Below are 26,242 nucleotides of genomic sequence, written 5' to 3' on the forward strand. Positions count from 1 at the left end.
GAAGCAAAAAAATGAATCCGATAATTTGAGTATAATGTGAGTATATGAACCCCTTGATTTCCGATGGAGAATAAATTGAGGACGTGTCTCTTGTATCATATTTTTAAAAATATAAAATATATAGAAAACGGCAAATAAAAATAAAAAACAAAGAAATTCGAAAAGGAAAATAAAAAACGGAAATTATAGAGAAATGAAATTGTGCTGTAAAAAATGAAAAGAAACAGAATGTAAAAACAAAAAATGAAAAAAACAAAAAATGAAATGCAAAAATGAAAAAAACAAAAGTAAAAAGCAAAAGCAAAAAGCAAAAAGCAAAAGTGAAAAAACAAAAATGAAAAACAAAAAAAGAAACAAAAATAAAAATGGAATAATGAAAATAAAAATAAAAAAGTAAAAGAGCGGTTTGATTTGTTTTACAAAACCGCAACTCTTGTTCTGTTTCCGGCGCTCAGCTCAATATCCTCGTTCATGCCGAATTTGGAAAAAGCATCGCTGATGCGGAGTGTCATACCGATTTGGATGCTGTTGACAAGTTCGGCGTGTTCGCCCCAGAGGGAGACGCGGATGTGGCCGGTGTCGTCTTCCAATTCGATGTTGGAAACCGTGCTTTGTGTGCCGTCGTCTCTTTCGAATTCGCGGAACTCGCCGATTTCAATCACGCGTCCCTGCACGGAATAAGACTTGCCGGGAAGGATGTCATTGATGCTGTCGAATTTTTCCATGTACTGAACTTCTTTTTCGGAAGCGACGACGTTTCCGCGGGAGCCGACGTTGAGCTCAACAGACTGGCTGAAGTCGTTCATTCTGGAATAAGCGTTGAGAACGTCAACGGATTCGCCGAAATCAAATTCGTCTAAATAGACGGTTTTGTCATCCCAAAGGCTGACACGGACTTTGCCGGTGTCGTCACCGATTGTGAATGTTCCGATTGTTCCTTCGCTGCCGTCTTTTCTGTTAAAGGTGCGGATGTCGGAAATATCTAAAATAACGCCTGATAAGTTGACGCCGTTCATGCCGTCTGTGATTTCAGAAACTTTTAAGAATTTCTGTTCGTACTCGACTTCAGCATCCAAAATGTCGACGACGCTTGAATTGCCGAGTGAAATTTCCACTTTCTGGCTGAAATTGTTGACTTTGGAATAAGCATTTTGAATGCGGATGGATTCGTTGATTTCCAATTCGTTGACGAGTTCGGCTTTGTCGTCCCACATGCTGACACGGATTGTGCCGGTGGAGTCGCCGATCGTCATGTTGGAAACACGGCCTTCGCCGCCGTCCTTGCGGGTAAATGTCTTCACCTGACCGAGATCCAAAACTTTGCCGAGAACGGTGATGTCATTCATGCCGTCTTTGATTTCATCAATTTTGCGGACCGGAATTTCGTATTCGACTTCCTGATCGGAAATGGCAAAAACACCGTTGTTGCCGACGTGAACTTCGGGACCGTTCAATCCTTTTTTCGTGTAGCCTGAAACGGTCACACAGCAGCCGGGCTTAATTTCCCCGTTTTCAACGGCATCCACTTTGGAATCCCAAACAGAAATACGGGCTTTGCCTGTCGGGTCGCCTGCAATGACTGTTGCGACGCGTCCGACTGTGCCGTCCGCGCGGTTGAATTCACGCGGGTCGTAAATGGTCAAAACTTTGGCGACAAAAGTGATGTTGCCGCTGTTTTCATCGATGGATTCGATTGTGACGACTTCTCTTTCCGTTGCGGAAACGCCGAGGTCGCTTAAAACAAGGCGGGCGCACATTTCATCATCGCAAAGACCGCCTAAAGCTTCTTTCCTTTCTTCGACTTTTGCGATAAAATCATCGTAGCTGATCAAATTTCGGACTTTTTCGTAGATTTCTTGTAATTCTGCCATTCTTTTTACCTGACTCTTTTAGTTATTTTCGACTTATTTGACGATGTAACTGCTATTTCTGACCTGACGGCAAAACGTTTGACATATTCAACAGTCTGATAAACCGAGTCTGATAAACCGAAGTCCTGAAAAATGATTGAGTTTGGGTACACGGACAAATGGATTGATTTAAAAAACAATTGAGATGTGATGAGTTGCTGAGGTTTGAGAAATAAATTGTTATATCTGAATATTTCACTCTCCTATTTTTACCTTGCTGTTTGTTCCCGTCTGTTTAAAAAGTCTGTTTAAAAAATGTCTGTTTAAAAAATGTCTGTTTAAAAAATGGTCTGTTTAAAAATTGCCTGTTTGATTTTGTTATTGTCTGTTTGTGTCTGCGTGTGCAATTATTTATATTAAAAATGCTGTTTATTGTGTATTATGATTCGAAGGTGCGAAGAGCATGGATGTTTCCGGGGTGAAATTTGTCCGGAATGTGACCAGGAAGGACAGTTCATTTTAGACGAGGAGCGTGAAGACCGTTTAGGACGCTTTATCGCCGGCGCTTTAAGGCATTTTCCGGCCAAGCTCGGGCTTTCGATGTATGAAGACGGCTGGGTCAGCATCAACGCATTGACTGCCGCTGCCGCCCGCAAATACAAATGGCCCAAAAAATATCATATTTATGCGCTTGTCGAATCAGATGAAAAAGGAAGATACGAAATCTCCGGCGGCAAAATCCGCGCCGTTTACGGCCATTCCATTGACGTCAACTTGGATTACCCGCTTTATGAAGGCGAATTTGCTTATTTCGGCGTCGGCCCCGAAGAAGTCGACATCATTTTGGACGAAGGCATTCTGCCCGTGAAACAAAGATATGTTCATTTGAGCACAACACTTGAAAAAGCGATTGAAGTTGCCATGATCCATTCGGAAAACCCGTCTATTTTCAAAATTGACGCGGCAGCCGTCATTGACGATGGTCTGAATCTCATGGTGGCCAATGAAGATATTTTGCTGGCGGATGAAATTCCGGCGGAGTATATTCTGGAAATTTACGAATAAATTTTCAGCAATTTACACTGATTTTTTTTGTCTGTTAATTATTTTGTTAATTTATCTGAATTATTTGTTAATTTATCTGTTAATTATTTATAAAACAGACTTCATTCTTTTATTCGGGGCAAAAGAATGGAAATGTGGACGATTTTTTTGGCGGTAATTTTTGGCATTATTATTGCAGCAATTATTTTTTTCGAATTTATTTTAGAGCCGTATCAAAAAAACAAAAAAAATAAAGAAGCCGAAACTTCCGGTACTCAGGATATTCCCGATCATGTCTGTAATTATGACGGATATATTGAACTGACAAATGATTTTACGAGGTATTATTGTACCGTATGCGGCAAATATCGGGGAACATATCATGATTATTATGACGGCGACCCGCGGGACGACTGATAAATTATATTATTTTTTGAATGTTCATTTTCGGCAAAATTACCACAAACCTTATTAAATCAAAATATTGTTTATTCTTTTGTTTGTTTTTCAAACATTATCGCCGAATTCGGCAATATTATAATCAAAACCGGTTTTCGATTTTTACGAAACCGCAATCACCTTCATAATCAATTTCAACCGGATGCAAAAAGCATTTTCCGGAAAATTAAAAAATTATCAATATCGATGAACTCAAAATGACAGATACGAAACAGTTTCTGCAATCAAATCGATTCAAAATCATATCATATAAGTAACAGGTGACCGCACCGTAAGGATGTGCGCGCTTTAACCTGAATCAACCCGCGCTGAAAATAATCGAAACGACGAATGAAGCGCCGAAACATCACAATTATATTCATTTCAATAAATGGCAAGCACGGCAAAGCCGGCAAAAACATACAGTCGAAATGCAATCAAAATGCGATTAAGTGTAATCATTCAAAATGATTTGCAATCAGAATGATTTGTAATCAAAACAATTGCAATCAAAATATTTGATTTTACACGCAAAACAAAAATTTGAAAAATTCATATTATTCCGTCATCCAAAAAACCAAACTTCAAACTTATAAGAATAATTTCAATATCTGCAAACTCTGTTAATTCATGATTGAGCAGTAATTCATCAGTCTTATTCCGCTGTAAATGCCGTTTCTAAACGATTTGCAGCTTAAATAAAACGCTTTTCAGCTTCAATTGAAGTGTTAAAAGCGTTAATAATCCAAGTTTGGCAACAGTTAAGCAGCAGTATGCGCCGGCGCAAATTAAAATGCGCCGCTTTGAGAATAATTGTGAATCTTAATTTTGTTTTATCGGCTGCCGCTTAACTGATGTTTTTCCCGTATCGGCCAAAATGCTTGGAAATGAATATTTTTGATTTTGAATCTTCCTTGAGCAGCTGTTCTATTTACCGTTTTTTGAGTTTTTGGATCCGACAGGAGACAAAATCATGCAAAATGAAGATACAACAAAATATATTATCAGAACAAAAATCACCGCCGACGGCGTTATTGAACGTCCGGATATTGTCGGCGCCATTTTCGGTCAAACCGAAGGACTTCTCGGAACCGATTTAGATTTACGCGAACTTCAAAAAACAGGTCGTATCGGCAGAATTGAAGTTATGGTGACAACAAAAAACGGCAAAACGCGCGGCAATATTTTCATTCCGTCCAGTTTGGACAAAGTCAAAACATCTGTTTTGGCGGCTTCTCTTGAAACCATTGACCGTGTCGGCCCGTGCGTCGCAAAAATCGAAGTAATTAAAATCGAAGACGTGCGCGCATCCAAGCGTGTCAACATTGTCGAGCGTGCCAAAGACATTTACAAAACAATGTTTGAAGACGATTTGCTGGAAGCGCAGGAAATCACCGACGTTATCCGCGAATCTGTTCGTGTCGAAGGCATCACGACGTACGGCAAAAACAAACTGCCGGCCGGACCGGAATACAATTCCAACGACATTATTGTTGTCGAGGGCCGCGCCGATGTTTTAACGCTTTTGAAATACGGCATTAAAAACACAATCAGTGTCGGCGGCACAAATATTCCGCCGGAAGTCATTGATTTGCTGAAAGGCAAAAAAGTAACGGTTTTCACCGACGGTGACCGCGGCGGCGAACTGATTATCCGTGAATTAATGCAGGTGTCCAATGTCGATTATATCGCCCGCCCGCCGGACGGCAAAGCGGTCGAAGATATGGTTCAAAAAGAAATTGTTTTGGCGCTTCGCCGCAAGATGACGAAGGACCAGTATATTGAAAAGTACGGCATCGTTCTGCCGGCAAAAAGATCCAGAAAAACGGTCGAGCCTGTCAAGACGGCCCGAACCGTCAAGGCACCCGTCAAAACGATTGAAAACGTGCCGAAAAGAGTTTCATCTGTTCGAAAACCCGCCGGCAGAGCTGAAGACGACGATGAAGTTTCCGCAATAACCGCCGCGCCTGTCAGAAGAAGCCGCACCGAACGGCTGACGGACAAGCCGGAAAGAGTTGAGCGCAGAAGAATCTCTGAAAAAGCCGAACCGGAAGAAGAGGAGCGTCCTGTCAGACAGCTGCGCGCCAGATCCGTGAAACCCAAAACCGATGAAATTGACGACATGATTGCCGTTAAGTATGTCGATTTGGATCAGGAATCTGTCTCTGAAGACTCTTTGGAAGAAGAAAGACCGAGACGCGAAAGAAGGCCGGCTGCAGCAGCCGAAACCGAAGAAGCGCCGAGAGTTTCAAGAAGCAGAGAGCGTGACAGCAGCAGAGAGCGCGACAGCAGCAGAGGCGACGACAGTCAGGACCGCGGCAGCAGAGAGCGCAGCACCGGAAGGGAACGCACCGGCGATTATAATAATCGGGACCGCAGCGGCAGAGACCGCAGCAGCCGTGACCGTGACGACTTCAGAAGAGGCGGAAGAGAAGAAGAGCCTGAAAAGGAAAAGAAGCCTGCAATTCCCGCGCCGTTTGACAAAGAAATGGAAGCTTTGACGGGAACATTTTCATCTAAGGTTTTGGATGAAAACAATGCAATCATTTCCGAAATGCCTGTCAGGGATCTGGCCGGCGCTTTAAAAACCGGAATTGACGGCGCAAAATCCGTTGTTTTTGACGGCGTGATTTCACAAAGAATTGTGGACATTGCCGCCGAACAGGGCATTGAAAACCTGATTGGTTTAAAAACAGGAAACGTCGTTAAAATGCCTGCGTCGATGAAAGTTTTTGCAGCTCAGTAAATTGAAATTTAAAACGCTGCTTCGGTTTTCGGGGCAGCAATAATTCTTTTTTTGAAATTATATTTTCATCTGATTTTTGCCAAACTGAATCATGAATAATGGATATCATTCAAAAATGGCGAGTCGTATTTTCAACGATTTTGAAAAACTGTGCCGTTCGCGCGGGCGGCCGTGCAAACAGCAAGCGGCTGCATAAACAAAAATGAAAAAATCAAATAAAATGGAACCGCCTGACAAACGGAACCAAATGCAAACGAAATCAAATAAAAATGGAACCATCTGAAAACGGAACCATCTGAAAACGAAATCAAATAAAAATGGAACCGTCTGAAAACGGATCCAAATGAAAAAATAAACAAATTTAAACGTAAGGCGGATACTCTTTTTTCTGTGATTTTGTCTGCGGGTGGCGTTCTTCGTACCAAATTTTAGATTTTTCGATTTCTTCTTGGCTTCTGAATTTCTTTTCCGGTTTGGATTCGACTGTATCCGGTTTGTTTTCAAATTTGTTTTCGGAAGCGGAAACACTGAAAATAATCTTTTCGGCTTTGATTTCGGTTTTGGCCGGGTTTGTCTGCATCTGCGGTTTGACGGATGTGTTTTGGCCATATTCTTCAAAAACAATTTGCTGATTGGCTTTTCTGAAAACATCCGTGTCTTTGTTTGTTTTTTCCGGCGCCGATAAATCGGTTTTTTTGCGGCTGCTCTGCGAGCTGCTTTGAATTCTGACTTCTTCAAATTGGAACGCGACGGCTGAAACTTTCATTTGGTTTAAGGAAGCGTCTGTCGGCCATGCCGCTGCTTTTGACGGGTTTGCCGATTCCTTTTGTTCCGTTTTCGGCATTTTTCTCGGTTCAAATGCCGGCCAATTGTATTTCGGTTTGGATTTGGTTTTCATTTCGGCTTCAAAATCCGCTTGCTGCTCTTCTTTTGAAACCGCGGTAACGGAAGCGAACTGATCGGATTGATTCAAATCCGAATTTTCCGGAGAGGAATGATTTGAAGAAGAATGATTTGAAAAAGCTGAAGAAGCGGGAGTTTTGCTTCTTGATGATTTTTCGCCGACGACAACCGTTCCGAACGGTGTTTCAACGGTCTGCAAAAATTCACCATTTGATTCGTTTGAATCATTTGAACCGGATTCATCTTCGGCAACAATTTCAACTTCGGCAGACTCATCTGTCGGAACGCTGACCGGACGGTCGGCAACGGGAGATGAAAATTCGGATAAACTAAATGTTTTGGGAGAAGATTCGTCGGTTTCGTCAATAATTTCGGCGTCAAATCCTTCGGAAAAATTTTCGATTTTTTCGGCATCAATCGAATCAGATTTGGCGGAAGTTTCCACAGGAAACTCAGGGGTGCATAATGAATCTGAATTTGTGTCCGAACCGATTTTGTTTTCGGTTTGTATTTGTTCTTCCGATGTTGTTTCAATTTCATCAATTAAATTGTTTTCAAACGTTTTTTCAAGCGATGATTTTTCGGAAATTTCAGAAATTTCGAATAATTCAGAATTTTCTTCGATTCCTTTTTCCGCTTCTTCTTTGATTTCTTCTTCGATTCCGTCTTTAATTCCTTCTTCATCTTCCGTTTTTTCTTCTTCCATCTCGGCGACCGTATTGGCTCTGACGGTCACTTTTGTGATGACGCCGATTTTCTTGATTTCGGCTTTTCCGATCACTTGAAGCGTGCTGCCGTTTGCGTAACCGACGACGCAGCCGGGCATAATCGTGATGTTGCCGCCGCTTTCAAGGGAACGGACGACAGCGTTTTGAAAAAGAGAAACGTCGGATTCGGCGTTGATATTTCCTTTGACGCGGGATCCCGAGCCGACAATAACCTGACCGGCTTTTAAATCGCCTTCCAAGATGCATCCTTTGCCGAGCTGGACGTTGCCGTCCACTTTAATATTTTTCCAAAAGTGCGTTCCGGGACCTGCAATCAAGTTGCCGCTGACGGCAACATTTTCATCGATAACGGAATTTTTTGGAATGATATAAGTGTTTGATGGCGCATGAAAACGAATGTTCTTGGAAGAAATCATAAGGTTAAAACCACCTACAATTATTTAAACCATATTAAATACCCGCCGTTAAACAACCGTCGGGAAATAAAACAAAAAAAGAACGGAAATAATCAAAAATTCCCGAAAATTAAGCACAATGATTAAAAAAGCAAAAAATTGAAAAAAATCAAAAAAAGTAAAAAATCAAAAAGAATTGAAAAGAATCAAAAAATTGAAAAAAACAAAGAAATTAAAAAAAGTAAAAAGTTAAGAATTATTCTTCCAAAGCTTTGGACATTTCAACATACCAAAGCGCATTTTTAATCGTTGCCTGCACTTCTTCTTCGGTCACTTCACGGACAATTTTTCCGGGAACGCCGAGAACCATGCTTCTCGGGGGAATGATTTTTCCGGCAGGAACGAGCGCGTTTGCGCCGATGATGCTTCCTTCGCCGATGACGGCGCCGTCCAAAACGGTGGAATTCATACCGATCATGACATTGTCTTCGATGACGGGACCGTGAACGACAGCGCTGTGGCCGATTGTCACGTTTTTGCCGATAACGGTCGGCTGGCTGATGTTGCTGTGAAGGACACAATTGTCCTGAATGTTGCTGTTTTCACCGATTTTAATCGGACCCGCATCGGCACGGATGACAGCGCCGTACCAGACGCTTGTGTTTTCGGCAAACTCGGTGTCACCGACAATTGTTGCGTTTTTTGCTTTTCTTAACATGATTTAAGCCTCATTTCAAATTGAATTTGTTTTTTATTTTTCCTTTGAAGATTAAAATTTTGAACTTCCTATTTTGTTTTTTCGGAAAAAAGAATGAAAAATGACAGAACGTGAATCAAATGTCACCAAGAATAGAAAAACAAGAACAGAAAAACAAAAACAGAAAAACAAAAACAGAAAAACAAAAACAGAAGAACAAGAACGAAAAAAAGAAAAATCAAAAAAATAACGAGCGGGATTAAAATAATCCCGTAACGATATTTGTAATCAGTTCAACAATATCAATACCCGATATTTTCAGGACGATGAAAGCGCCGATGAAAGTTCCGATCATGCTGCCGACATTGGCTAAGGCGGCGACATAAATGACTTTAAAGAACGGATTGCTGTTGAGTTCTTTGAAAGTTTCGGCATTCATCATGTTTTTCATGTCTGCCGACGTCGGCTTTCGGCTTCCGGCTTCGGCAAGTCCTGCAAACCAGCCGGCCGCAAGCAGCGGATTAATGGATGTGAACCAAGCCAGCAGGAAAGCAACGGCTGCCGATCGGAGTTTTCCGCCGGCAATCAAAACGCCGATTGAGCTGAGAACGCCGTTGATTAAAAACCAGCATCCGAATGCCAGAATTAAAATGTCGGGCGTCATTTCCGGATAGGTGATGACGGAATAAATGATGTAGGCAAAGGCGAGCAAAACCAGCGCGACAATACCGTAGCTGATGAATTTCACCAAACTGAACCTTTTTTTCGGGATTACGTCTAATTCCGCCAAATTCGGAATTTGGGACGGATTGTTCAAATAATTCGTCATTCCTTGACGGTGTCCGGCACCGATGACAACAACGATTTTTTTGCCCGGGCCTGCGGCTTTGACGGTTCTTAAAATGTTTCCGGCTAAATACGCATCGCGCTCGTCAATGAGAACGGAAGCGGCTGTCGGTGACAAGTGGCGGAATTCTTCAATCATCGCCGTGACGACATCTTGGTCGGTCATGTTGTTGATGTCAAATTCCTGCTCGTTTTCGTCGCCGAAAAACATGCCTTTGACAATATTGTAAGCCATTCTCAGCTTTTCGCCGAAGCTTAATTTCGCCAGGAAACGCTTAAACGTTGTCTGAATATCGCGGTCGATGAGCGCGATTCCGGCGCCCACTTCTTGGGCGCCTTCGACGGCGGCCATCATTTCAGAACCGGGGGGAACGCCGAGCTGTTCGCCCATTTTTTTCTGCATGTAAGCTAAAAATCCGTAAAGAAGATAGTAAAAAGTTTGTCCCGGTTTTAACACGTCTTTGAAAGAGATTTCAGAATCTCCCGCGTCGGGATCTGTCATTCCTTTGTATCGGTTCGCGTCAAGTTCGACGGCGACGATATCGGGTTTTTCCCTTTCAATCGTTTCGCGGACTTCACGAACACTTTTCGGAGAAACGTGTGCCGTCCCGATAATAATGATTTGCGTCGGATTCAAACATTCCCCGTTTTCTCCGGCTTCTCCCGAAACCGGAACAACATTGCTGAAATCGGCGCAGGTGTTTAAACCGGCAGAATCGACAGAGTCGGCAGAACCGACTGAACCGTCTGCCTTTTGCGAATCGGGCGTGTTTGAAAGAACAATGTCCGAAATTTCAATGTCAGAAGAATTTTCATCCGGCAATGTTTCTGTCGGCGGCGCTTCGTCTGAAACAGAAGATGAACCTGAAAAATCAGAAGTTTGGCCGGAATCGGTCGGTTCTGAAAAAGGGTTTGTATATTCGTCTTCGTTTTTCATAGTGTAAAACCTGAATTTTCCTGTTAAATTTACTTTAAGTTAATCTCAATTAATCTTTCAAAATATTTCTTATTCTATTTAAAGACGATTTGTTTTATTTGCTGTCGAATATTACATTATTCTCTAAAAACGGAAAATATGGAAGAATCGAAATCGGCCAAAAGAAAAAGAAAATAAGATCTCAGAACCAAAAAGCTTGATTTCAAGATTTTTTCAAAATTGTGCCGCAATAAGAGAGGTTCCTGCCGCCATTAACAGGTTCGTTTTTTATGCCGTCTGTAATCAATTTTCATCATCGGACGATAAAGTTTGCATAAGGGCAAAGAAATGTTCAGGCTTGCCGGTACTAAAATATTCATACCAAGATTCCAATGTGTTTGATTGAAAAACACCTAAATGTTCAATAATTTGTTTCGCCCACAACAAAGCGCCGGTGGAACTTGCCGTAATAAGATTGTTATCCGCTACAGACGGCTTGTCTACATAATAATTTTGTCCTTTATAACAAGGGGAAACCATTTCAAGAAATCCCGGCCCGTTACTGGTATGCGGGCGCTTATCCAATACTCCAAAGTCGGCAAGCGCAGCAGTAGCCCCGCAGACTGCACACACCGTCGCGCCGAAAGAAAGAAGTTCACTTGCTTTTTCAATGACAGCCTTGTGTTTTGGGTCGTTCCATGTATCTGCGCCCGGCAACAGTAGCACGCTTGTTTCATTCACAACAATATCCTCAATTAAACAATCGGGCACTACTGTCATCCCGCCCATTGTCTTGATCGGCTCTTTAGAATGACTGACAGTTTTGAGCGATACACGCGGCGCGTCTTTTTTGAAAAATCGGCCGGAATTCAGCTCCGCCATCACATACCCCGGTTCCCAGTCGGCTAAAGTATCAAGGACGTAAACATAGATTGTAAACATAAATTTTCTCCATTTTCATTGTAACAGGCAGATTGGTTTGTTTTTTTATATTTGGTTTTATTATACCGTTTTATAATACCGTTTTACTATATCGTCGTATACCGTTTTATTATATCATTTTATTATATATTATATTTTGAATTATTAATAACAGTATGGCAACAATCTATAACGAAAAAAGGAAAAGGAAAAGCAAAAAGGAAAAATATAAAGGAAAATCAAAAAAGAAGGCGAAAAGAAAATAAATCAGCAAAAAACGCCGACAAATTTCAATTTGCCTGTCTCCTGTTTTTGATTTTATTCTGTCGCGTAATTATCGAAATAATTTTTGACCAAAATGATCGGCGTTCCTTTGTCGCCGCTACCGCTTGTCAGGTCGCATAAGCTGCCGATTAAATCGACATATCTGCGGGGCGTTGTTCCCTGGGATACCATTTTGCCGGACACGTCTTCTTTGTTTTTGATGCTTTCGCGAAGCGCGTCTTGAAGTTCGTCGCCTTCCAGGTCTTTGAATTCGTTGTCGGCCAAATATTTGAGTTTCAGCTCGTTCGGCGTCCCTTCCAAACCTTTCGTGTATCCGGGAGAAACAACGGGGTCGGCGAGTTCCCAAATGCCGGCAACCGGATCTTTGAAAGCGCCGTCGCCGTAAACCAGAACTTCCACTTGTTTTCCGGTTCTTTCTTTCATTTGTTTTTGAACGTCGTTGACAAAAATGTCGCAGTCTTTCGGGAAAAGCTTGATTCTGTCTTCGGTGGCTTTGTTGGCGCCCAAAATGCCGAAGTCGGGGTTGAAGCCGCTGCCGTCGACCGGCGCGCTTAAAAGGTCGTCCAGGCCATAAACTGTTTCGGCGCCGGCGGCTTTAAGGGTCTTTTTTGTTCTGTGACGGGAGTGAATGTCCGCCGTCAAAACGTGTTTTGTAAATTGGAGGGCGGCGCGGGAGTGATTGGCAAAAATCACTTCAATGTTGTCGCCGAGACTTTTATAATATTCGATGTAGTCAACGCCTGTCCAAAGGTGTTTTGTGTTTTCGCCGAAAGCTTTTCTGAATTCTTCTTCGGTCAGAACGTCTTTGTACGGATTGACGCCGGCTTCATCAATTTGTTCCCATGTGATGATCTGGTTGCCGACTTCGTCGCTCGGGTAGCTGAGAATCAAATAAACTTTGTCGAGTCCCATTGCGATGCCTTTGAGCATAATCGCGAATCTGTTGCGGCTCAAAATCGGGAACAAAACGGCAGCCTCTCCGCCGGGGAATTTGCTTCTGACATCTTTGGCCAGCTGTTCGACCGTTGCGTAATTTCCTTGTGTTCGGGCGACAACCGCTTCCGTGACGCCGATGACGTCACCGTTTTCAATTTCCAGACCCGAAGATTCGGCGGCTTCAAGAACGGAATTTGTAACGATTGACGCCAAATCATCGCCTTCTTTGACAATCGGTGCTTTAATGCCGATGGATTGTGTTCCTGTTAATTTCAAAATAATCACCTGTGCATTCAAAATACAAATTTAAAGTATAAGTATTCGAGTAATAATTTGAATGAAAATAAATATCGAATATTGTATGAACAAGTAAAAAAAGAAAGTGGTATGATATAAATTTGATTTTAATGAACAAAAATGACACAGACTGAAAAATGAAAACTTTAAAGATCGGCCGCCGTCAAAATCAAGTTTTAAATATTATTTTTTAAATTTTTTAATTTTTTTTAAATTTTTTTAAATTTTTTTAAATTTTAAAAGAAAGATTTAATAATGTTTAAAAAAACATCCTTCATGAATAATTGATATAATTTACAGAATAACGATTTTAAAATTCATTTTGAATGATTTTTGCCGGCTTTTATTGGCTTTATCGGTTTTTTAATTATTCAATTATTCAGTTATTCGCAGGTTTAAACCGGTTGAAACAGCCGCTGTTTGAGCCGTTTAAAAGGAAAGGTATAGAAAATATAAAGGTAAGGAGATATGAATAATGAAACTTGAAGGTAAAGTTGCAATTGTTACGGGATCGACATCGGGAATGGGCAGAGAAACGGCAAAGCAGTTTGCCAAAGAAGGCGCCAAAGTTGTTGTCGTCGGCAGAAATGAAGACCGCGCCAAAGAAGTGGTTGAAGAAATTAAAAAAGACGGCGGCGAAGCAGCATATGTAACGGTCGATATGACAAAAACCGACACTTTAAAGACAATCGTTGACAAAACAGTTGAAACATACGGAACGGTGGACATTTTGTTCAACAACGCGGGCATGCTTTCCGTCACACCGATTTTGGAATTGAAACCGGAAGAATGGTATGATGTTTTCAATGTGAATGTGACGGCGCCGCTTTGTCTGGCGCAGCTCGTGGCCCCGATCATGAAAAAGAAAGGAAAAGGCATCATTATTAACACAACTTCTGTTGCCGGATATGCCGCACATCACGGGTTTACCGCTTATGTGACAACAAAACACGCTGCCGAAGGATTGACAAAATCGATGGCCAAAGAATTGGGCCCGGAAATCAGAGTGAACGCGATTGCGCCCGGCGCGATTCACACCGCAATGGTAGACAGCATCGGCGGTCCGGACGCCTTAACGGGAATGATTGAAGGCGCGCCGCTTAAAAGAATCGGTCAGCCGATTGACATCGCAACAGTCGCAGTTTTCCTGGCATCGGATGAGTCGTCATTCGTGACCGGCCAAAGTCTCAGAGTCGACGGCGGTTTTGATGTTTAATTTTAGAATTTAAAAAAAGAAAATCGAAATGATCCGAACAGGATCATTCTTTTTATTTTTATTTGATTTGTGATTTCCGGCAGCAAAATCAAATTTGAATGAATCGCCGGAAATCAATTTGAACAAATCACTGAATAAATCAAATTCAAACGAATGCCGGATAAATCAATTTGAATAAATCACTGAATAAATCAAATTCAAGCGAATTGTCGGATAAATCAATTTGAATAAACGAATTTGATTTATCGATTGATTCTGTTTCCACTTCTTCATTTTGAGACTCGTTTTGGGATTTACTTTAGGATTCACTTTGGGGTTCGTTTTGAGGTTCATTTTGGGATTCGTTTGTTTTATTTTTGAAATTGTCTTTGAGATAGATTGCCGTCATCAGGTCTGTTCTTGAAATGATGCCGACCATATTTCTTTCGCTGTCTAAAACGACAAGGCGGCCGACAGTGTGCGTTCCCATTTCATTGAAGGCGTCCAGAGCGGTTGCATCGGGGTGAACGGAAACGACTTCTTTCATGATGTCTTTGACAGTGAAAGCATAGCGTTCGGCTTCATTGATGTGGCGGGTGTCTTCAACCGTAATCATGCCGACAATTCTTCCGTTTTTAATGACCGGATAGCCGGGATGTTTTTTCTGAAAAACGAAATTGATGAATTCGACGAGAGGCATGGATTCGTCAACCGTCAGGACTTCTGTTGTCATGATGTCTTTGACAACAATGTCTTCCAGAATTGTTGTTGCTTTAAACATTTTGCCTTCTTCGGCAGCGGAAATGTATAAGAAAAGCGCCAAAATCGCAAGCCACCAGTTTGTGAAAATGCCGATGACTGCCAGGACAACCGAAAACCCTTTTCCGATTGAAACGGCGGTGTTTGTCGCTTCTTCGTATGTGTTTCTTTTAGCGAGCCATGCTCTGAGAACGCGGCCGCCGTCCATCGGATAGATCGGAAGAATGTTGAAAAAGCCGAGCAGCAGATTCAAAGTTCCGAGAAGGAAAATCATTGTCGGAATATTGGCTGTGAATGTCGTAAGGCCTTCGGTAACCCAGTTTGTGACATCCGGAACACCGAAAACGGATCCGTAAACAAAATAATTGAAAGCCAAAAGAACGGCACCGATAATGATATTTGAAAGCGGGCCGGCCAAAGCAATGTTCAGCTCTTTGGAAGGATCAATGTTTCTGACATTTTCGGGATTTTCAATTGCGGAAATGCCGCCGAAAAAGAAAAGCGTGATATTTTGGATTTTAAGACCGTAAGAATTTGCCAGCAGCGAATGAGACAATTCGTGAATCAGAAGCGTCACGAAAAACAACAGCGCTGTCAGACAAGCCAGAATATATCTGGCAATCGGCGGCTCGACATATCTGAAACCGTACGGCCAGACAGAAATTGCGAAAATAAAAGCAAAAAGCAGGAAGACCAACAAGAATGTAATATGAACATAAATCGGAATTCCCTTAACGGTTGCAACTTTATAACTCATAATTTATAAAGCATTTTTAAATAATATAAAAGTTGCCGAGTAAAAATTTAGAACAGAAAGATGAGAAGCGTCATTAAACATTTATTTTGGATTTGTTTTCAGATTTTTCGAAATTATATTTTGGAATTCTTCTTTAGAAATTTTAGGATTTTATTTGGAACTCTTTTTGGGAATTTTAGGATTTTATTTGGGTTCTATTTGGGTTCTATTTGGATTTCATCTGAAATCTTATTTGAGATTTTATTTTCGAGTTATTATTTTTAGATTCTGTCGGATCTCATCTGAAACTTAAATTTTTTATTCTTCCGATGTTTGTTTTTATTTTAATTTTATTTTTATTATTTTGGGAAAGTGAAAATGACCCCTTTGTTTCGCCTGGAAAGTATATAAACGCCCACCCCCCGATTATTTCCAATGAAAAATATTTTTGAAAAATTGCGAAGAAAAAAAGAAAAATAAAATTACATTTTATTTTTGTTGTTAAAATAATGTTGTTGTGTTAAGAAATTTTTATTATTTAAAGTTATTGAAAATAACAAAAAATGTTAATTTTTATTTTAATATTATTAAATTTTAATAAAATTGATGAAAAGTTGAGTAAAATTGATGAAAAGTTGAATAAAATATAATTAAATTGTATGGAATTACATGAAATTATGAAAACATAAATAAAAACCAAAACAGGAAACTGTAAAAAGTAAATATAATTGCAATAAAGAAATGAAAAAGAAATAAAAAATAGGAAAAGGAAATAAAAAATAGGTCAAACACTGATAAAAAAAATAAAACCGGATCAAAAAAAGAATATAAGTTTGATGAAAAAACGAAAAATAAAAACAAAAAAATAAAAATAATTCTCCGACTCTTCGCTAAATCACGATTTTTCTAAAACTCTCCATTGGAAATCATGGGGTTGGTCAAAAAGACCAATTTTTCATTTCCTTTGGAACGAATAACAAGTAAATGATCTGAATATAATTAATGTGAATAAACCAATTATGAAAAATTTAAGTTCTTATTCCAATTATTAACAAGATATTAACATATTAACAGGAAAATGAACAAAATTCATGTCTTTGAATTTGTTCAAGCAAATCATTAAATATTAATTTTTGGTTTTTGTGTCATGGATGAAAAAGGTATTTCTGAAGAAGAATTATTCGCAGAGCTTTGCTCTTTTTCAGATGCCGACACGAATTTTAAAAAGGTTTTCAGTTCGATGTGTACGATTCCGCATCCTGTTGCTGTTGCAGCTCAGCAGCAATTTTCACTTTCAAATATCGGCGATCCCGGCTTGTTCCGCGGAACTTGTGAGATGGAAGCGGAAGTCATCCGAATGTCTGCTTCTATGCTGAATCATCCGGATCCGAAATCTGCTTTCGGTCATTTGACATCCGGCGGAACAGAATCCAACATTGAAGCCGTTTTGCACATGAAAAATCGTTTTTTCAGCTCCGGTTTTAATTCCGGCTTTAATTCCGACTCTGATTCTGACTCTAACTCTGGCTTTAATTCTGACTCTAACTCTAACTCCGACTTTAATTCCAATTCTTTTCAATCGCGATTGAATCTGATTTTGCCGAAAACCGCTCATTTTTCTTTTGAAAAAATTGCGAATTTGCTCGGAATCGAGCTGAAAAAGGCAGAAATTGATTCAAATTTCAGAGTCATTCCCGAATCAATGGAATCACTGATTAATGAAAATACAATCGGTTTAATCGGAATTGCCGGCAGCACGGAATTCGGCGAATGCGATCCGATTGAAGAATTATCGGAAATTGCAGTCAAACATAAATTGCCGCTTCACATAGACGCGGCTTTCGGCGGTTTTATTTATCCGTTTTTAGATTCCTGTTCAAACTCTGATATTCATTCGAATATTCACGGTGATGCTCATTCAAATCATCGTTCGAATGTCCGATTTGCTTTTGATCTTCCCGGAGTCACATCTGTTTCCGTCGATCCCCACAAAATGGGACTGTCTGTTATTCCGGCAGGTATTTTGATTTTCAGAGACGAATCTGTTCTCGGGTCGTCTTTGGACAAAATCAAGGTCAAAACCCCGTATTTGACAAGCAAATATCAGTCAACACTCACGGGAACACGTCCCGGCTCATCTGTTGCCGCAGCTTATGCCGTCATGAAACATCTCGGCGCCGAAGGCTACCGGAAAAATGTTTCTTATTGTATGGATTTGGTTAATCACTTCCAAAAAGAACTGGAAAAAATCGGCTTAAAACCCTGTATTTTTCCTCGAATTAATATTGTTGCCGTCAGCATCGGCAGCGGAATCAACGAAACGGCCGATTACGAAAAAACAGAAAAAATTCGGGCGCAGCTGTTGGAAAAATACGGCTGGAACGTTTCGGCAACCAAAACAATTCCGGCGCTTCGTTTTGTTTTGATGCCCCATGTCACAAAAGAAGATATCAGCGCTTTGATTTTCGATTTGGGAAAATTGCTGCAGGAAACAGATTAACGAATTAACAGATTCGAAAATTAATAAATTAACAAATTAATGAATTAACAAATTAATGAATTAATTGTTATTTTTTGAAAATTTACAAAATACTTTGATTACATTTTCTTTCTGCCATTGAAACTTTTAAATAGATTCATTTAAATTATTCATATATGAACACCCCACAGGGGTATAGTATCAAAGAAAAAATAAAAAACAAAAACGGGAAAACAAAAGCGAGAAAACAAAACGAGAAAACAAAAGCGAGAAAACAAAAGCGAGAAAACAAAAGCGAGAAAACAAAAGCGAGAAAACAAAAGCGAGAAAACAAAAGCGAGAAAACAAAAGCGAGAAAACAAAAGCAAGAAAACAAAACGAGAAAACAAAAGCGGAAAAACAAAAGCGGAAAAACAAAAGCGGAAAAACAAAAGCAAGAAAACAAAAGCAAGAAAACAAAAGCAAGAAAACAAAAGCAAGAAAACAAAAGCAAGAAAACAAAAGCAAGAAAACAAAACGAGAAAACAAAAGCGGAAAAACAAAACGAGAAAACAAAAACAAAAACAAGAACGAAAATGAAAACAAAACGGTCAAAATAAAATTTTTAAAAAATAAAAAAAGAAAATAAAAAAATAATGAAGTAACCACATCAAAAAACCCGGAGGCTTTAAAATCAAACAAAAATTCGATGTGACGGGAATGACCTGCGCATCCTGCAGCAGTCATGTTGAAAAAGCTGTCAGCAAATTAAACGGCGTTTCAAAAGTGACGGTCAACCTCTTGCAGAATTTTATGGTCGTCGAATATGACGAAACGGCTGTCAGTGAAACGGACATTATCAAAGCGGTGACAGATGCCGGCTACGGCGCCTTTCCGGCAGATTCAAAATCAAGATCCGGGAAAACGCCGGCGGGGCAAATCGGACAAACCGGACAAATCGAAAACGCGGGACAAAATCCGGCAGCGGCCGAAGCCGAGCAGATGAAATTTCGTTTGATTTGGTCAATTATCCTCTTGATCCCGTTGATGTATATCGCGATGGGGCCGATGATCGGGCTCCCGCTTCCTTCGTTTTTGAGCGGTCATGAAAACGCCGTCGCTTTCGGCATGGCTCAGCTTCTTTTGGCATTGGCAATTGCTTATCTCAACCGCAATTACTTCATTAACGGATTCAAAAGCCTGATCAAGCGCGCCCCGACAATGGACGCGCTGATTGCAATCGGCTCGTCGGCCGCGATTATTTACGGCATTTATGCAATTGTTCGAATGGGATACGGTCTTGCGATTCAAGATTTTGCGCTCGTCGAGCAATATCACATGGACATGTATTTTGAGTCGGCCGGTACAATTTTGACATTGATTACGGTCGGCAAATATCTGGAAAGCCGTTCCAAAGGAAAAACAAGCGACGCGATTACGCGTCTTTTAGATTTGGCCCCGAAAACCGCTCTTGTTGAAAAAGACGGCGCCGAGGTTGAAATTCCCGTCGCGGACGTCGCTCCCGGAGATGTCCTGATCGTTAAAACCGGAAACAGCATTCCCGTTGACGGCAGAATCATTGAAGGATCGGCGGCAATCGATGAGTCCGCCATTACCGGCGAAAGCATTCCCGTTGAAAAAACGATCGGCGACAACGTGACAGGCGCAACCGTCAATCGTTCCGGGTTCATCAAAATGACGGCTGTTCGCGTCGGCGAGGACACAACGCTTTCACAAATTATCCGTTTGGTCGAAGAAGCAAGCGCGAGCAAAGCCCCGATTTCCAAATTGGCGGACCGTGTCAGCGCAATTTTTGTTCCGGCCGTCATTCTCATTGCAATTATCGCAACAATCGCTTGGCTGTTGCTCGGCTATCCGTTTGAATTCGCGCTTTCCATCGGCATCGCTGTTTTGGTCATCAGCTGTCCGTGCGCGCTCGGACTGGCTACGCCGACGGCAATCATGGTCGGAACCGGCAAAGGTGCTGAAAACGGAATCCTGTTCCGGAATGCCGAAAGTATTGAAACGGCGCAGACGGTCAACGTTGTTATTCTGGACAAAACCGGAACCGTAACGGAAGGAAAACCGTCTGTCACCGGCATTTATCCGGCGGCCGGGTTTTCAAAAGAAGAATTGATGACCTATGCCGCCTCCGTTGAGAAATTTTCGGAACATCCGCTGGCCGTTGCAATTGTTGAAAAAGCGGCGGCGATGAATCTGAACTTAATGCCGGCCGCCGACTTTAAACAAACCGCCGGCCACGGAATTCAAGCTGTGATTCAAAACCAAAATCAAAACCAAAATGAAGAAATTTTGGCCGGCAACGCAAAAATGATGATTGCCGACAGTATTGACATTCAAAATTTATCCGGAATTTCCGATGAAATCGCCGAAAACGGTCAGACACCGCTTTATTTCGCGAAAAATAAGCAATTGCTCGGCATCGTTTCAATTGCCGACATCATCAAACCGACCAGCAAACGCGCGATTGCCGAGTTCAAAAACATGGGTATTGACGTTATTTTGCTCACCGGCGACAACGAAAAAACGGCAAACGCGATTGCCAAACAGCTGGAAATTGATCATGTGATTGCCGGCGTTCTCCCCGAAGGCAAAGAACAAATCGTTCGCAAACAGCAGGAAACAGGCAAAAAAGTCGCGATGATCGGCGACGGCATCAACGACGCTCCCGCACTCGCGCGCGCCGATGTCGGCATGGCAATCGGCGCCGGCACCGATATCGCGATTGAAAGCGCGGACATCGTCTTAATGAAAAGCGATTTGATGGATGCCGTAACGGCTTTTAAACTCTCGAAAGCAACGATTCGAAACATCAAAGAAAACTTGTTTTGGGCGTTCTTCTACAACATTTTAGGCATTCCGCTTGCTGCCGGTATGTTTTATCCGATTCTCGGATGGAAGCTCAATCCGATGTTTGCGGCTGCCGCCATGAGTTTGTCCTCCCTCTTTGTCGTCACAAACGCGCTGAGACTGAGATTTTTCAAACCGAAATTCACAACAGCAGCGCCGCCGGAAGCCTGCCCGCTTCCGGCCGAAGCGGACACGGCGACAGCTGACGGGGCGGCAGGCAGTGTGGCAGCAGCAGTCGGTACAGCAGCAGTCGGCACAGCAGCAGGCAGTGCGGCAGCAGACAGCAGCGGCGCGCCGGCAAAAACAGTCCCGGAAAATAAAGATGAAAACAAAAACGAAGGCACCGTTTTGATGAAAATCAACGGTATGACTTGCATCAATTGTCAAAAACATGTTGAAAAGGCATTGAATGCAATTCCCGGCGTTTCGGCGGCAGTTGACTGGGAAGCAGGAACAGCGCGAATTTCAGGAGCGAAAGAAGTCAGTGATGAAATTTTGAAACAGGCTGTTGAAAAAGAAGGCTACGAAGTTGTCTCAATTCAGCGCGAATGAAAATTAAAAACGGAAGCGAAAACGGAAACGGGAAAGGAAAAGAAAAAGAAAAAGGAAAAGAAAAAGGAAAAGTCAGAGGTGGAAAATATGAGAGCAGATAAAAAAGACGTGTTAAGAATGTTAAAAACGGCACGCGGTCAAATTGACGGTATCATTAAAATGGTCGAAGAAGACAAATACTGCATTGATATCGTTCATCAAATTATGGCGAGCGAAGCCGTTCTCAGAAAAACGTCAAAAATTGTTCTTCAAGGGCATTTATCGGGCTGCGTCAGCGAGGCGTTTGAAAAAGGTCCGGAAGAGCGCGAAGAAAAAATCAATGAAATTATCGATGTGTTTGACAAGCTGAATAAATGAAAATAAAATCCGGCAGCTGTCAACATATCATAATATTTAATTACTTGAAATATATAAAATTAAAAACAATCCGAAATAAAATAAAAAATATCCGGAAAAGTAATCAAAAAACCAAGGAGAAAAAATTATGGAAACCGTAACCTTTAAAGTCGGCGGCATGACCTGCGGTCACTGCCAGAGAAGAGTTCAGGACGCATTGACAAACATTGACGGCGTTTCAAAAGCTTCCGTCAACCTTGAAAAAGGCGAAGCGACTGTTGAATACGATGATTTTAAAACATCAGCCGACGTTTTGAAAAAAGCTGTCGCAGATGCCGGATATGAAGTTTAACTTCATTTCCTTTTCTTTTTTTTGAATTTAAAACGAATAAAAACAAAATCGGTAAACGTTTTAGATGCTTCATCATTTTTTCTTAATTTCATTATTTCTTTTTAATTTAAAATATTGTAACTTAAAGCATCCTGTTTTCTGTTTTTGTTTTCTGTTTTTGTTTTCTGTTTTTGTATTTTGTTTTTGTATTTTGTTTTTGCTTTCTGTTTTTGCTTTCTGTTTTTTGTATTTTGTTTTTGCTTTTTGTTTTTTAGAAATATTAAAAAAGAAGTGTGCAGCATGAAACAATTTTTAATCGTTCCATACTGCTTTTGAGATATTTTTCAAAATGATCTCATTTTTAATTGAGTTAATTCAGCCGTTGAATCAACTGCTTTATTCACTTGACCTGCCGATTTTGTTAAGAATCCAATCGGTATTCCATGTCATGGTACTGCTGCTGTCCGCAACATCTTTTTCTTCGAGATTATCTGCGCGGCCGACAATGCTTCCGACATATTCGGAACCGCCCGTGATAGAACCTGCTGTTACACAATTATCGATTTCAAACAAACTCGGCGTGAGACGGAAGGAGTATTCTTCGTAATACATTTCGTATTCTTCTTCTGAAAGTTCCATTGAATCCAAAAATGCTCTGAATGCTTCTTCTTCCATAAAGTAGCCGCTGCCGACAATACCGCCGACAATAGCAGTGTTCGAATTTACGATAATTTCAGCATCAACTTCACAGTTTGAAATGACAGTCGGTTTTTCTTCATCATAGGTGCCGGTAAAACCAAGCAAACCGCCGATCATTTTATTGCTGCTTCCTGCGGCAGTAATGGTGACATCTGCTGCAATACAGCTATCGACAAGCAGACTATCAAAAGCACATCCGGCAAGACCGCTAATTCCGTACACATTATCACTCACTGCTGACACAGTACCGGTTGCGGTACAGTTAATCAATGAGCTGCTTTCCAAGCCGCCGCCCAAAATACCGACGGTTCCCGGCGCAGAGCCGAATTCATCTATTAATTTGATCAACATTGCTTCCTCGTTTAAAACAATGATATCTGCCGCAGCATCGCAGCCGGTCATGTCACTGCTGACACTGCCGCCGACGATACCGCCGACCATTGCATAGCCGCTGATTGTATTCGTGCCGATTATTTCGATTAAATCGACATTATCCATAGTACAATCCACAGCATAACCAACAACACTTCCGACCAAACAAAATCCGGTGACATCTGCGTCTTCAATCATCAAATCATAGATAGCAGGACCGTCAAATGTCTCGGTTGATTTCCAATTGAAATTACAGATATTATCTGCAATCTCTTTCAATTCATCATCGGGGATCTCATAATCTTCATTCAGAATAAGCATCGCGCGATTCAGGACAACGTCAACGCTTTGTACCCCATCAAGAGCTTCCAAAGCATTTATCGCTTTATTCATACAGCCTCTGCCATGCATCCCTTCGAATTCAATAATCTTCGTGGTCGTGCCTGCAACACATCCGAATAAACCGACAGCGGCACCTTCCGGCTGATTGACAACCAGATTGGAAACGATGTGCCCGTTGCCGTCAAATGTGCCGATAAAGGCATCATCCAAAGACGGTGCTTCCGCATCTTCTTCTGATGCGGGAACATAAGCACCGATCGGCTCCCAGTTCTCGTAATCCGGGAGATCAATAAGATCAACATTGTCCGTCAGAATGAAATGTCTGTCTAAATTCAAACGCACATTATCCAGTTGTTTGGCCGTTTCGATTTGGAAAGGATCAACGGGTGTTCCCGTACCGCCCGCATATAACGGATCAAGAACAATCCACCATTCTGCGGTGATGAAACCATCCTGAACACCGTCACTCCAAACAAGTTCGTTTTCTTCGCTGAGATAAAGTTCCGTTCCTTCATGGTCGTTTTCATCATCGACCATAACGGCGCCGTAATTCAGAAGGAGCATATCCGTGTCGGTTTCTGCGCCGATGTCATAAATACCGAATGAAACGCCGTCTGTGATGTCGTTTGTAATGCCGCAGGTTTTTCCGTAAATATGGATTCCCAAATCGGTTAAAACATCAGCTCCGGGCAAATACCATCCGTAATAATAATATTCATCGTCCAATGCTTCCAATTTTGAAACAAGCGCATTGTATTTGTCTTCGCCTAAATTCTCAGGCGTGAAGTCGGCGAAAGCACTGAATCCGATTGCCGGACGATATTCGGCATTATCCTCTGCATTCGTTTCGATGCTGAATTCAAATCCGCTGTTATAGGATCCGGAAGGCATTTGATTCGGATATCCGATGACCGGATGGCTTGAACTGCCTTCAGAAACGGCGGCATCATGGCCCCAAATTATTCCGTTTTCTTTTGAGGTTGCGGTTTGTGCGGCCCATTCGTCAGAGTCGGGGATTGACAAAAACGTTAATCCGGCTTCATTGTTTTCTTTCAAAATGACTTTCGGATTGACTGTCGGGTACGGCCAGAACAGCATCTCTGCTCCTGTCGGGACGGCAAATCCGCCAATGATCTCACACCAATCAAATGTCATTGAACTGTCGGTTTCATCAAAATTAAATGCGTAAACCATCAATTCAATTCCTTGGCCGGGATCTTCTGTATAAATGATGATTCTGTCATTTTCATCATATATGCCGCCGTCTTCAGGATCGGCATCATAAACAGTATATGAAAACGGATAGACAGCATCTGAATTTTCGCCTTCGCCTAATTCTTCTCCTTCTAACGCTGCCATCAGCAGCATTAAATCAAGGAATGAACAGTCAACTGTTCCGTCATAATTGAATTTCCAAACAGAAGCGTAATAGTCTCTGCCCAAAATTTCTAAAAGAATCTCTTTCATGCCTTCATCGGATTCTGCAGCATCTGCGCCCCAGCCGTATCCGCCGGCTTCACTGTCAGAATACATTGCAAAAATGTTCATCATTTCCGTATCTACATAATCAGAACGTACGGCAGGTCCTGATCTGCGGAAGTATGTTGTTTCTCCAAAGTCTTTCTCGCTGCTGTCTTCACCAGTGTACTCGATAGTGAATTCGGTAACTTTAATGAGATTATTGTTTATGACTTCAAACGTATTGCTTTTAACAAGACCGGATGCTTCTTCGGAATCAAAACCGAAATACGAAACCATAACATTCGTTCCGTCAAAGTCTTTTCTGACAAGGTAAGCACCTGATCCTTCAGACATGAAAGAATAATCATCAGGCAAATTGCTCATTTCATAATCAAAAGTGCCGTCAGAATAACCGGTAAAAGTAAGAACCGAACCGCTTTCATCGGGATCGGAAATCCATGTGCCGATAAACGGATTGCTCACGGATGCAAGCCAAATATTTGATTTGCTTGAGCTGCTTCCGCCGCCGCCGGAATTTGTCGCCGTGACGACATCCGGAAGAGAAGACGTCGAAGACGCGGTATTGCTCGTACCTGCGCCCGAATTTGTACCGGTATTGCCCGTCCCGTCAGCGTTATTGCTGTTCTCATTGTTTTCATTATTGTTTTCATTGTCGTTTTCATTTCCTAAAGAAGCTGAAAATCCTGAATTTGAACCTGTTCCTGATGTGTCCGAGTCTGCATCTTGATTAAGGCAGCCCGACATCATTGCCGCAAGCAGTATAACAACAACGATTAAAATCATTGAAATGCCTGAAAACTTGCGCTCATTTTTTTGCGGTATTTTTCGTATCATAGTAAACACTAACCCTCTTTTTCGCCTGCAGTTTCGGATGTCCAATTTGATCGTTTGTTATCGGTTTTGAAACAATTTTTTTGAACTTTTCTTTGAATTATTCTTTGACTTGTTCTTTGAACTGTTCTTTGACTTGTTCTTTGAACTGTTCTTTGACTTGTTCTTTGACTTGTTCTTTGACTTGTTCTTTGACTTGTTCTTTGACTTGTTCTTTGACTTGTTCTTTGACTTGTTCTTTGACTTGTTCTTTGACTTGTTCTTTGACTTGTTCTT

The 26,242-nt window shown here is 41.4% G+C and carries 19 protein-coding genes; 10 read left to right on the plus strand and 9 right to left on the minus strand.

All coding sequences use genetic code 11. The features are described from left to right. Positions 1–416 precede the first annotated feature (416 nt). Positions 417–1,871, minus strand: a complete 1,455-nt coding sequence (locus MmiAt1_RS05410; protein ID WP_318785877.1) for an OB-fold nucleic acid binding domain-containing protein — start codon at positions 1,869–1,871, stop codon at positions 417–419. 420 nt (positions 1,872–2,291) lie between these two features. On the opposite strand from MmiAt1_RS05410, the gene MmiAt1_RS05415 reads away from it, so the two are divergent. The 3 genes from MmiAt1_RS05415 to dnaG all read left to right on the plus strand — a co-directional run bounded on the left by MmiAt1_RS05415 (position 2,292) and on the right by dnaG (position 6,078). Further along, on the plus strand, positions 2,292–2,915 hold the full coding sequence (locus MmiAt1_RS05415) for an RNA 2'-phosphotransferase (protein ID WP_318785878.1): 624 nt from the start codon (positions 2,292–2,294) through the stop codon (positions 2,913–2,915). A gap of 126 nt (positions 2,916–3,041) precedes the next feature. Continuing rightward, the gene (locus MmiAt1_RS05420; RefSeq protein ID WP_318785879.1) at positions 3,042–3,311 is read left to right on the plus strand and encodes a hypothetical protein; all 270 of its coding nucleotides are present in this window, start codon (positions 3,042–3,044) and stop codon (positions 3,309–3,311) included. Positions 3,312–4,305: 994 nt separating this feature from the next. Then, positions 4,306–6,078, plus strand: a complete 1,773-nt coding sequence (gene dnaG / locus MmiAt1_RS05425; RefSeq protein WP_318785880.1) for a DNA primase DnaG — start codon at positions 4,306–4,308, stop codon at positions 6,076–6,078. Positions 6,079–6,439: 361 nt separating this feature from the next. Here dnaG and MmiAt1_RS05430 read toward each other — a convergent pair whose 3' ends face one another. Both MmiAt1_RS05430 and MmiAt1_RS05435 read right to left on the minus strand, forming a co-directional pair. Next, entirely contained in the window at positions 6,440–8,125 is a 1,686-nt protein-coding gene (locus tag MmiAt1_RS05430) for a bactofilin family protein (protein WP_318785881.1), read from the minus strand. Positions 8,126–8,360: 235 nt separating this feature from the next. Next, positions 8,361–8,822 carry a gamma carbonic anhydrase family protein gene (locus MmiAt1_RS05435; RefSeq protein ID WP_318785882.1) on the minus strand — a complete coding sequence of 154 codons (462 nt, stop codon included), beginning with the start codon at positions 8,820–8,822 and terminating at the stop codon, positions 8,361–8,363. A gap of 100 nt (positions 8,823–8,922) precedes the next feature. Here MmiAt1_RS05435 and MmiAt1_RS05440 point away from each other — a divergent pair, with 100 nt between their 5' ends. After that, on the plus strand, positions 8,923–9,051 hold the full coding sequence (locus MmiAt1_RS05440) for a hypothetical protein (protein WP_318785883.1): 129 nt from the start codon (positions 8,923–8,925) through the stop codon (positions 9,049–9,051). A 9-nt stretch (positions 9,052–9,060) separates the two neighbouring features. On the opposite strand, the gene MmiAt1_RS05445 is transcribed toward MmiAt1_RS05440, so the two are convergent. The 3 genes from MmiAt1_RS05445 to MmiAt1_RS05455 form a co-directional block, all read right to left on the minus strand. Then, a complete protein-coding gene (locus MmiAt1_RS05445) occupies positions 9,061–10,584 on the minus strand; it encodes a TraB/GumN family protein (protein ID WP_318785884.1) in 1,524 nt (507 codons plus the stop codon). Positions 10,585–10,866: 282 nt separating this feature from the next. Next, positions 10,867–11,505 carry a type 1 glutamine amidotransferase family protein gene (locus tag MmiAt1_RS05450; RefSeq protein ID WP_318785885.1) on the minus strand — a complete coding sequence of 213 codons (639 nt, stop codon included), beginning with the start codon at positions 11,503–11,505 and terminating at the stop codon, positions 10,867–10,869. Between the two features lie 297 nt (positions 11,506–11,802). After that, positions 11,803–12,981, minus strand: a complete 1,179-nt coding sequence (locus tag MmiAt1_RS05455; protein ID WP_318785886.1) for a coenzyme F420-0:L-glutamate ligase — start codon at positions 12,979–12,981, stop codon at positions 11,803–11,805. A gap of 496 nt (positions 12,982–13,477) precedes the next feature. Here MmiAt1_RS05455 and MmiAt1_RS05460 point away from each other — a divergent pair, with 496 nt between their 5' ends. After that, positions 13,478–14,218, plus strand: coding sequence for an SDR family NAD(P)-dependent oxidoreductase (locus MmiAt1_RS05460; protein ID WP_318785887.1), 741 nt, complete (start codon positions 13,478–13,480; stop codon positions 14,216–14,218). A gap of 298 nt (positions 14,219–14,516) precedes the next feature. Here MmiAt1_RS05460 and MmiAt1_RS05465 read toward each other — a convergent pair whose 3' ends face one another. Next, positions 14,517–15,713: a site-2 protease family protein gene (locus tag MmiAt1_RS05465; RefSeq protein ID WP_318785888.1), complete on the minus strand. Its 1,197-nt coding sequence runs from the start codon at positions 15,711–15,713 to the stop codon at positions 14,517–14,519. A gap of 1,126 nt (positions 15,714–16,839) precedes the next feature. Here MmiAt1_RS05465 and mfnA point away from each other — a divergent pair. The 5 genes from mfnA to MmiAt1_RS05490 all read left to right on the plus strand — a co-directional run bounded on the left by mfnA (position 16,840) and on the right by MmiAt1_RS05490 (position 22,261). Beyond that, positions 16,840–18,192 (plus strand): tyrosine decarboxylase MfnA, encoded by a 1,353-nt coding sequence (gene mfnA, locus MmiAt1_RS05470; RefSeq protein WP_318785889.1) that lies wholly within the window; start codon positions 16,840–16,842, stop codon positions 18,190–18,192. Between the two features lie 155 nt (positions 18,193–18,347). Further along, the gene (locus MmiAt1_RS05475) at positions 18,348–18,770 is read left to right on the plus strand and encodes a hypothetical protein (RefSeq protein ID WP_318785890.1); all 423 of its coding nucleotides are present in this window, start codon (positions 18,348–18,350) and stop codon (positions 18,768–18,770) included. Between the two features lie 73 nt (positions 18,771–18,843). Next, positions 18,844–21,573 (plus strand): heavy metal translocating P-type ATPase, encoded by a 2,730-nt coding sequence (locus MmiAt1_RS05480; RefSeq protein ID WP_318785895.1) that lies wholly within the window; start codon positions 18,844–18,846, stop codon positions 21,571–21,573. Between the two features lie 87 nt (positions 21,574–21,660). Further along, a complete protein-coding gene (locus MmiAt1_RS05485; protein WP_318785891.1) occupies positions 21,661–21,930 on the plus strand; it encodes a metal-sensing transcriptional repressor in 270 nt (89 codons plus the stop codon). Positions 21,931–22,057: 127 nt separating this feature from the next. Continuing rightward, positions 22,058–22,261 carry a heavy-metal-associated domain-containing protein gene (locus tag MmiAt1_RS05490; protein ID WP_318785892.1) on the plus strand — a complete coding sequence of 68 codons (204 nt, stop codon included), beginning with the start codon at positions 22,058–22,060 and terminating at the stop codon, positions 22,259–22,261. Positions 22,262–22,333: 72 nt separating this feature from the next. Here the strand turns inward: MmiAt1_RS05490 and MmiAt1_RS05495 are convergent, their stop codons facing one another. Both MmiAt1_RS05495 and MmiAt1_RS05500 read right to left on the minus strand, forming a co-directional pair. After that, positions 22,334–22,549, minus strand: a complete 216-nt coding sequence (locus MmiAt1_RS05495) for a hypothetical protein (RefSeq protein WP_318785893.1) — start codon at positions 22,547–22,549, stop codon at positions 22,334–22,336. 87 nt (positions 22,550–22,636) lie between these two features. Beyond that, the gene (locus MmiAt1_RS05500) at positions 22,637–25,969 is read right to left on the minus strand and encodes a heavy-metal-associated domain-containing protein (protein ID WP_318785894.1); all 3,333 of its coding nucleotides are present in this window, start codon (positions 25,967–25,969) and stop codon (positions 22,637–22,639) included. Positions 25,970–26,242: the final 273 nt, after the last annotated feature.

It is taken from the genome of Methanimicrococcus hacksteinii (genome assembly GCF_032714515.1).
GTDB classification, from domain to species: Archaea; Halobacteriota; Methanosarcinia; order Methanosarcinales; family Methanosarcinaceae; genus Methanimicrococcus; species Methanimicrococcus hacksteinii.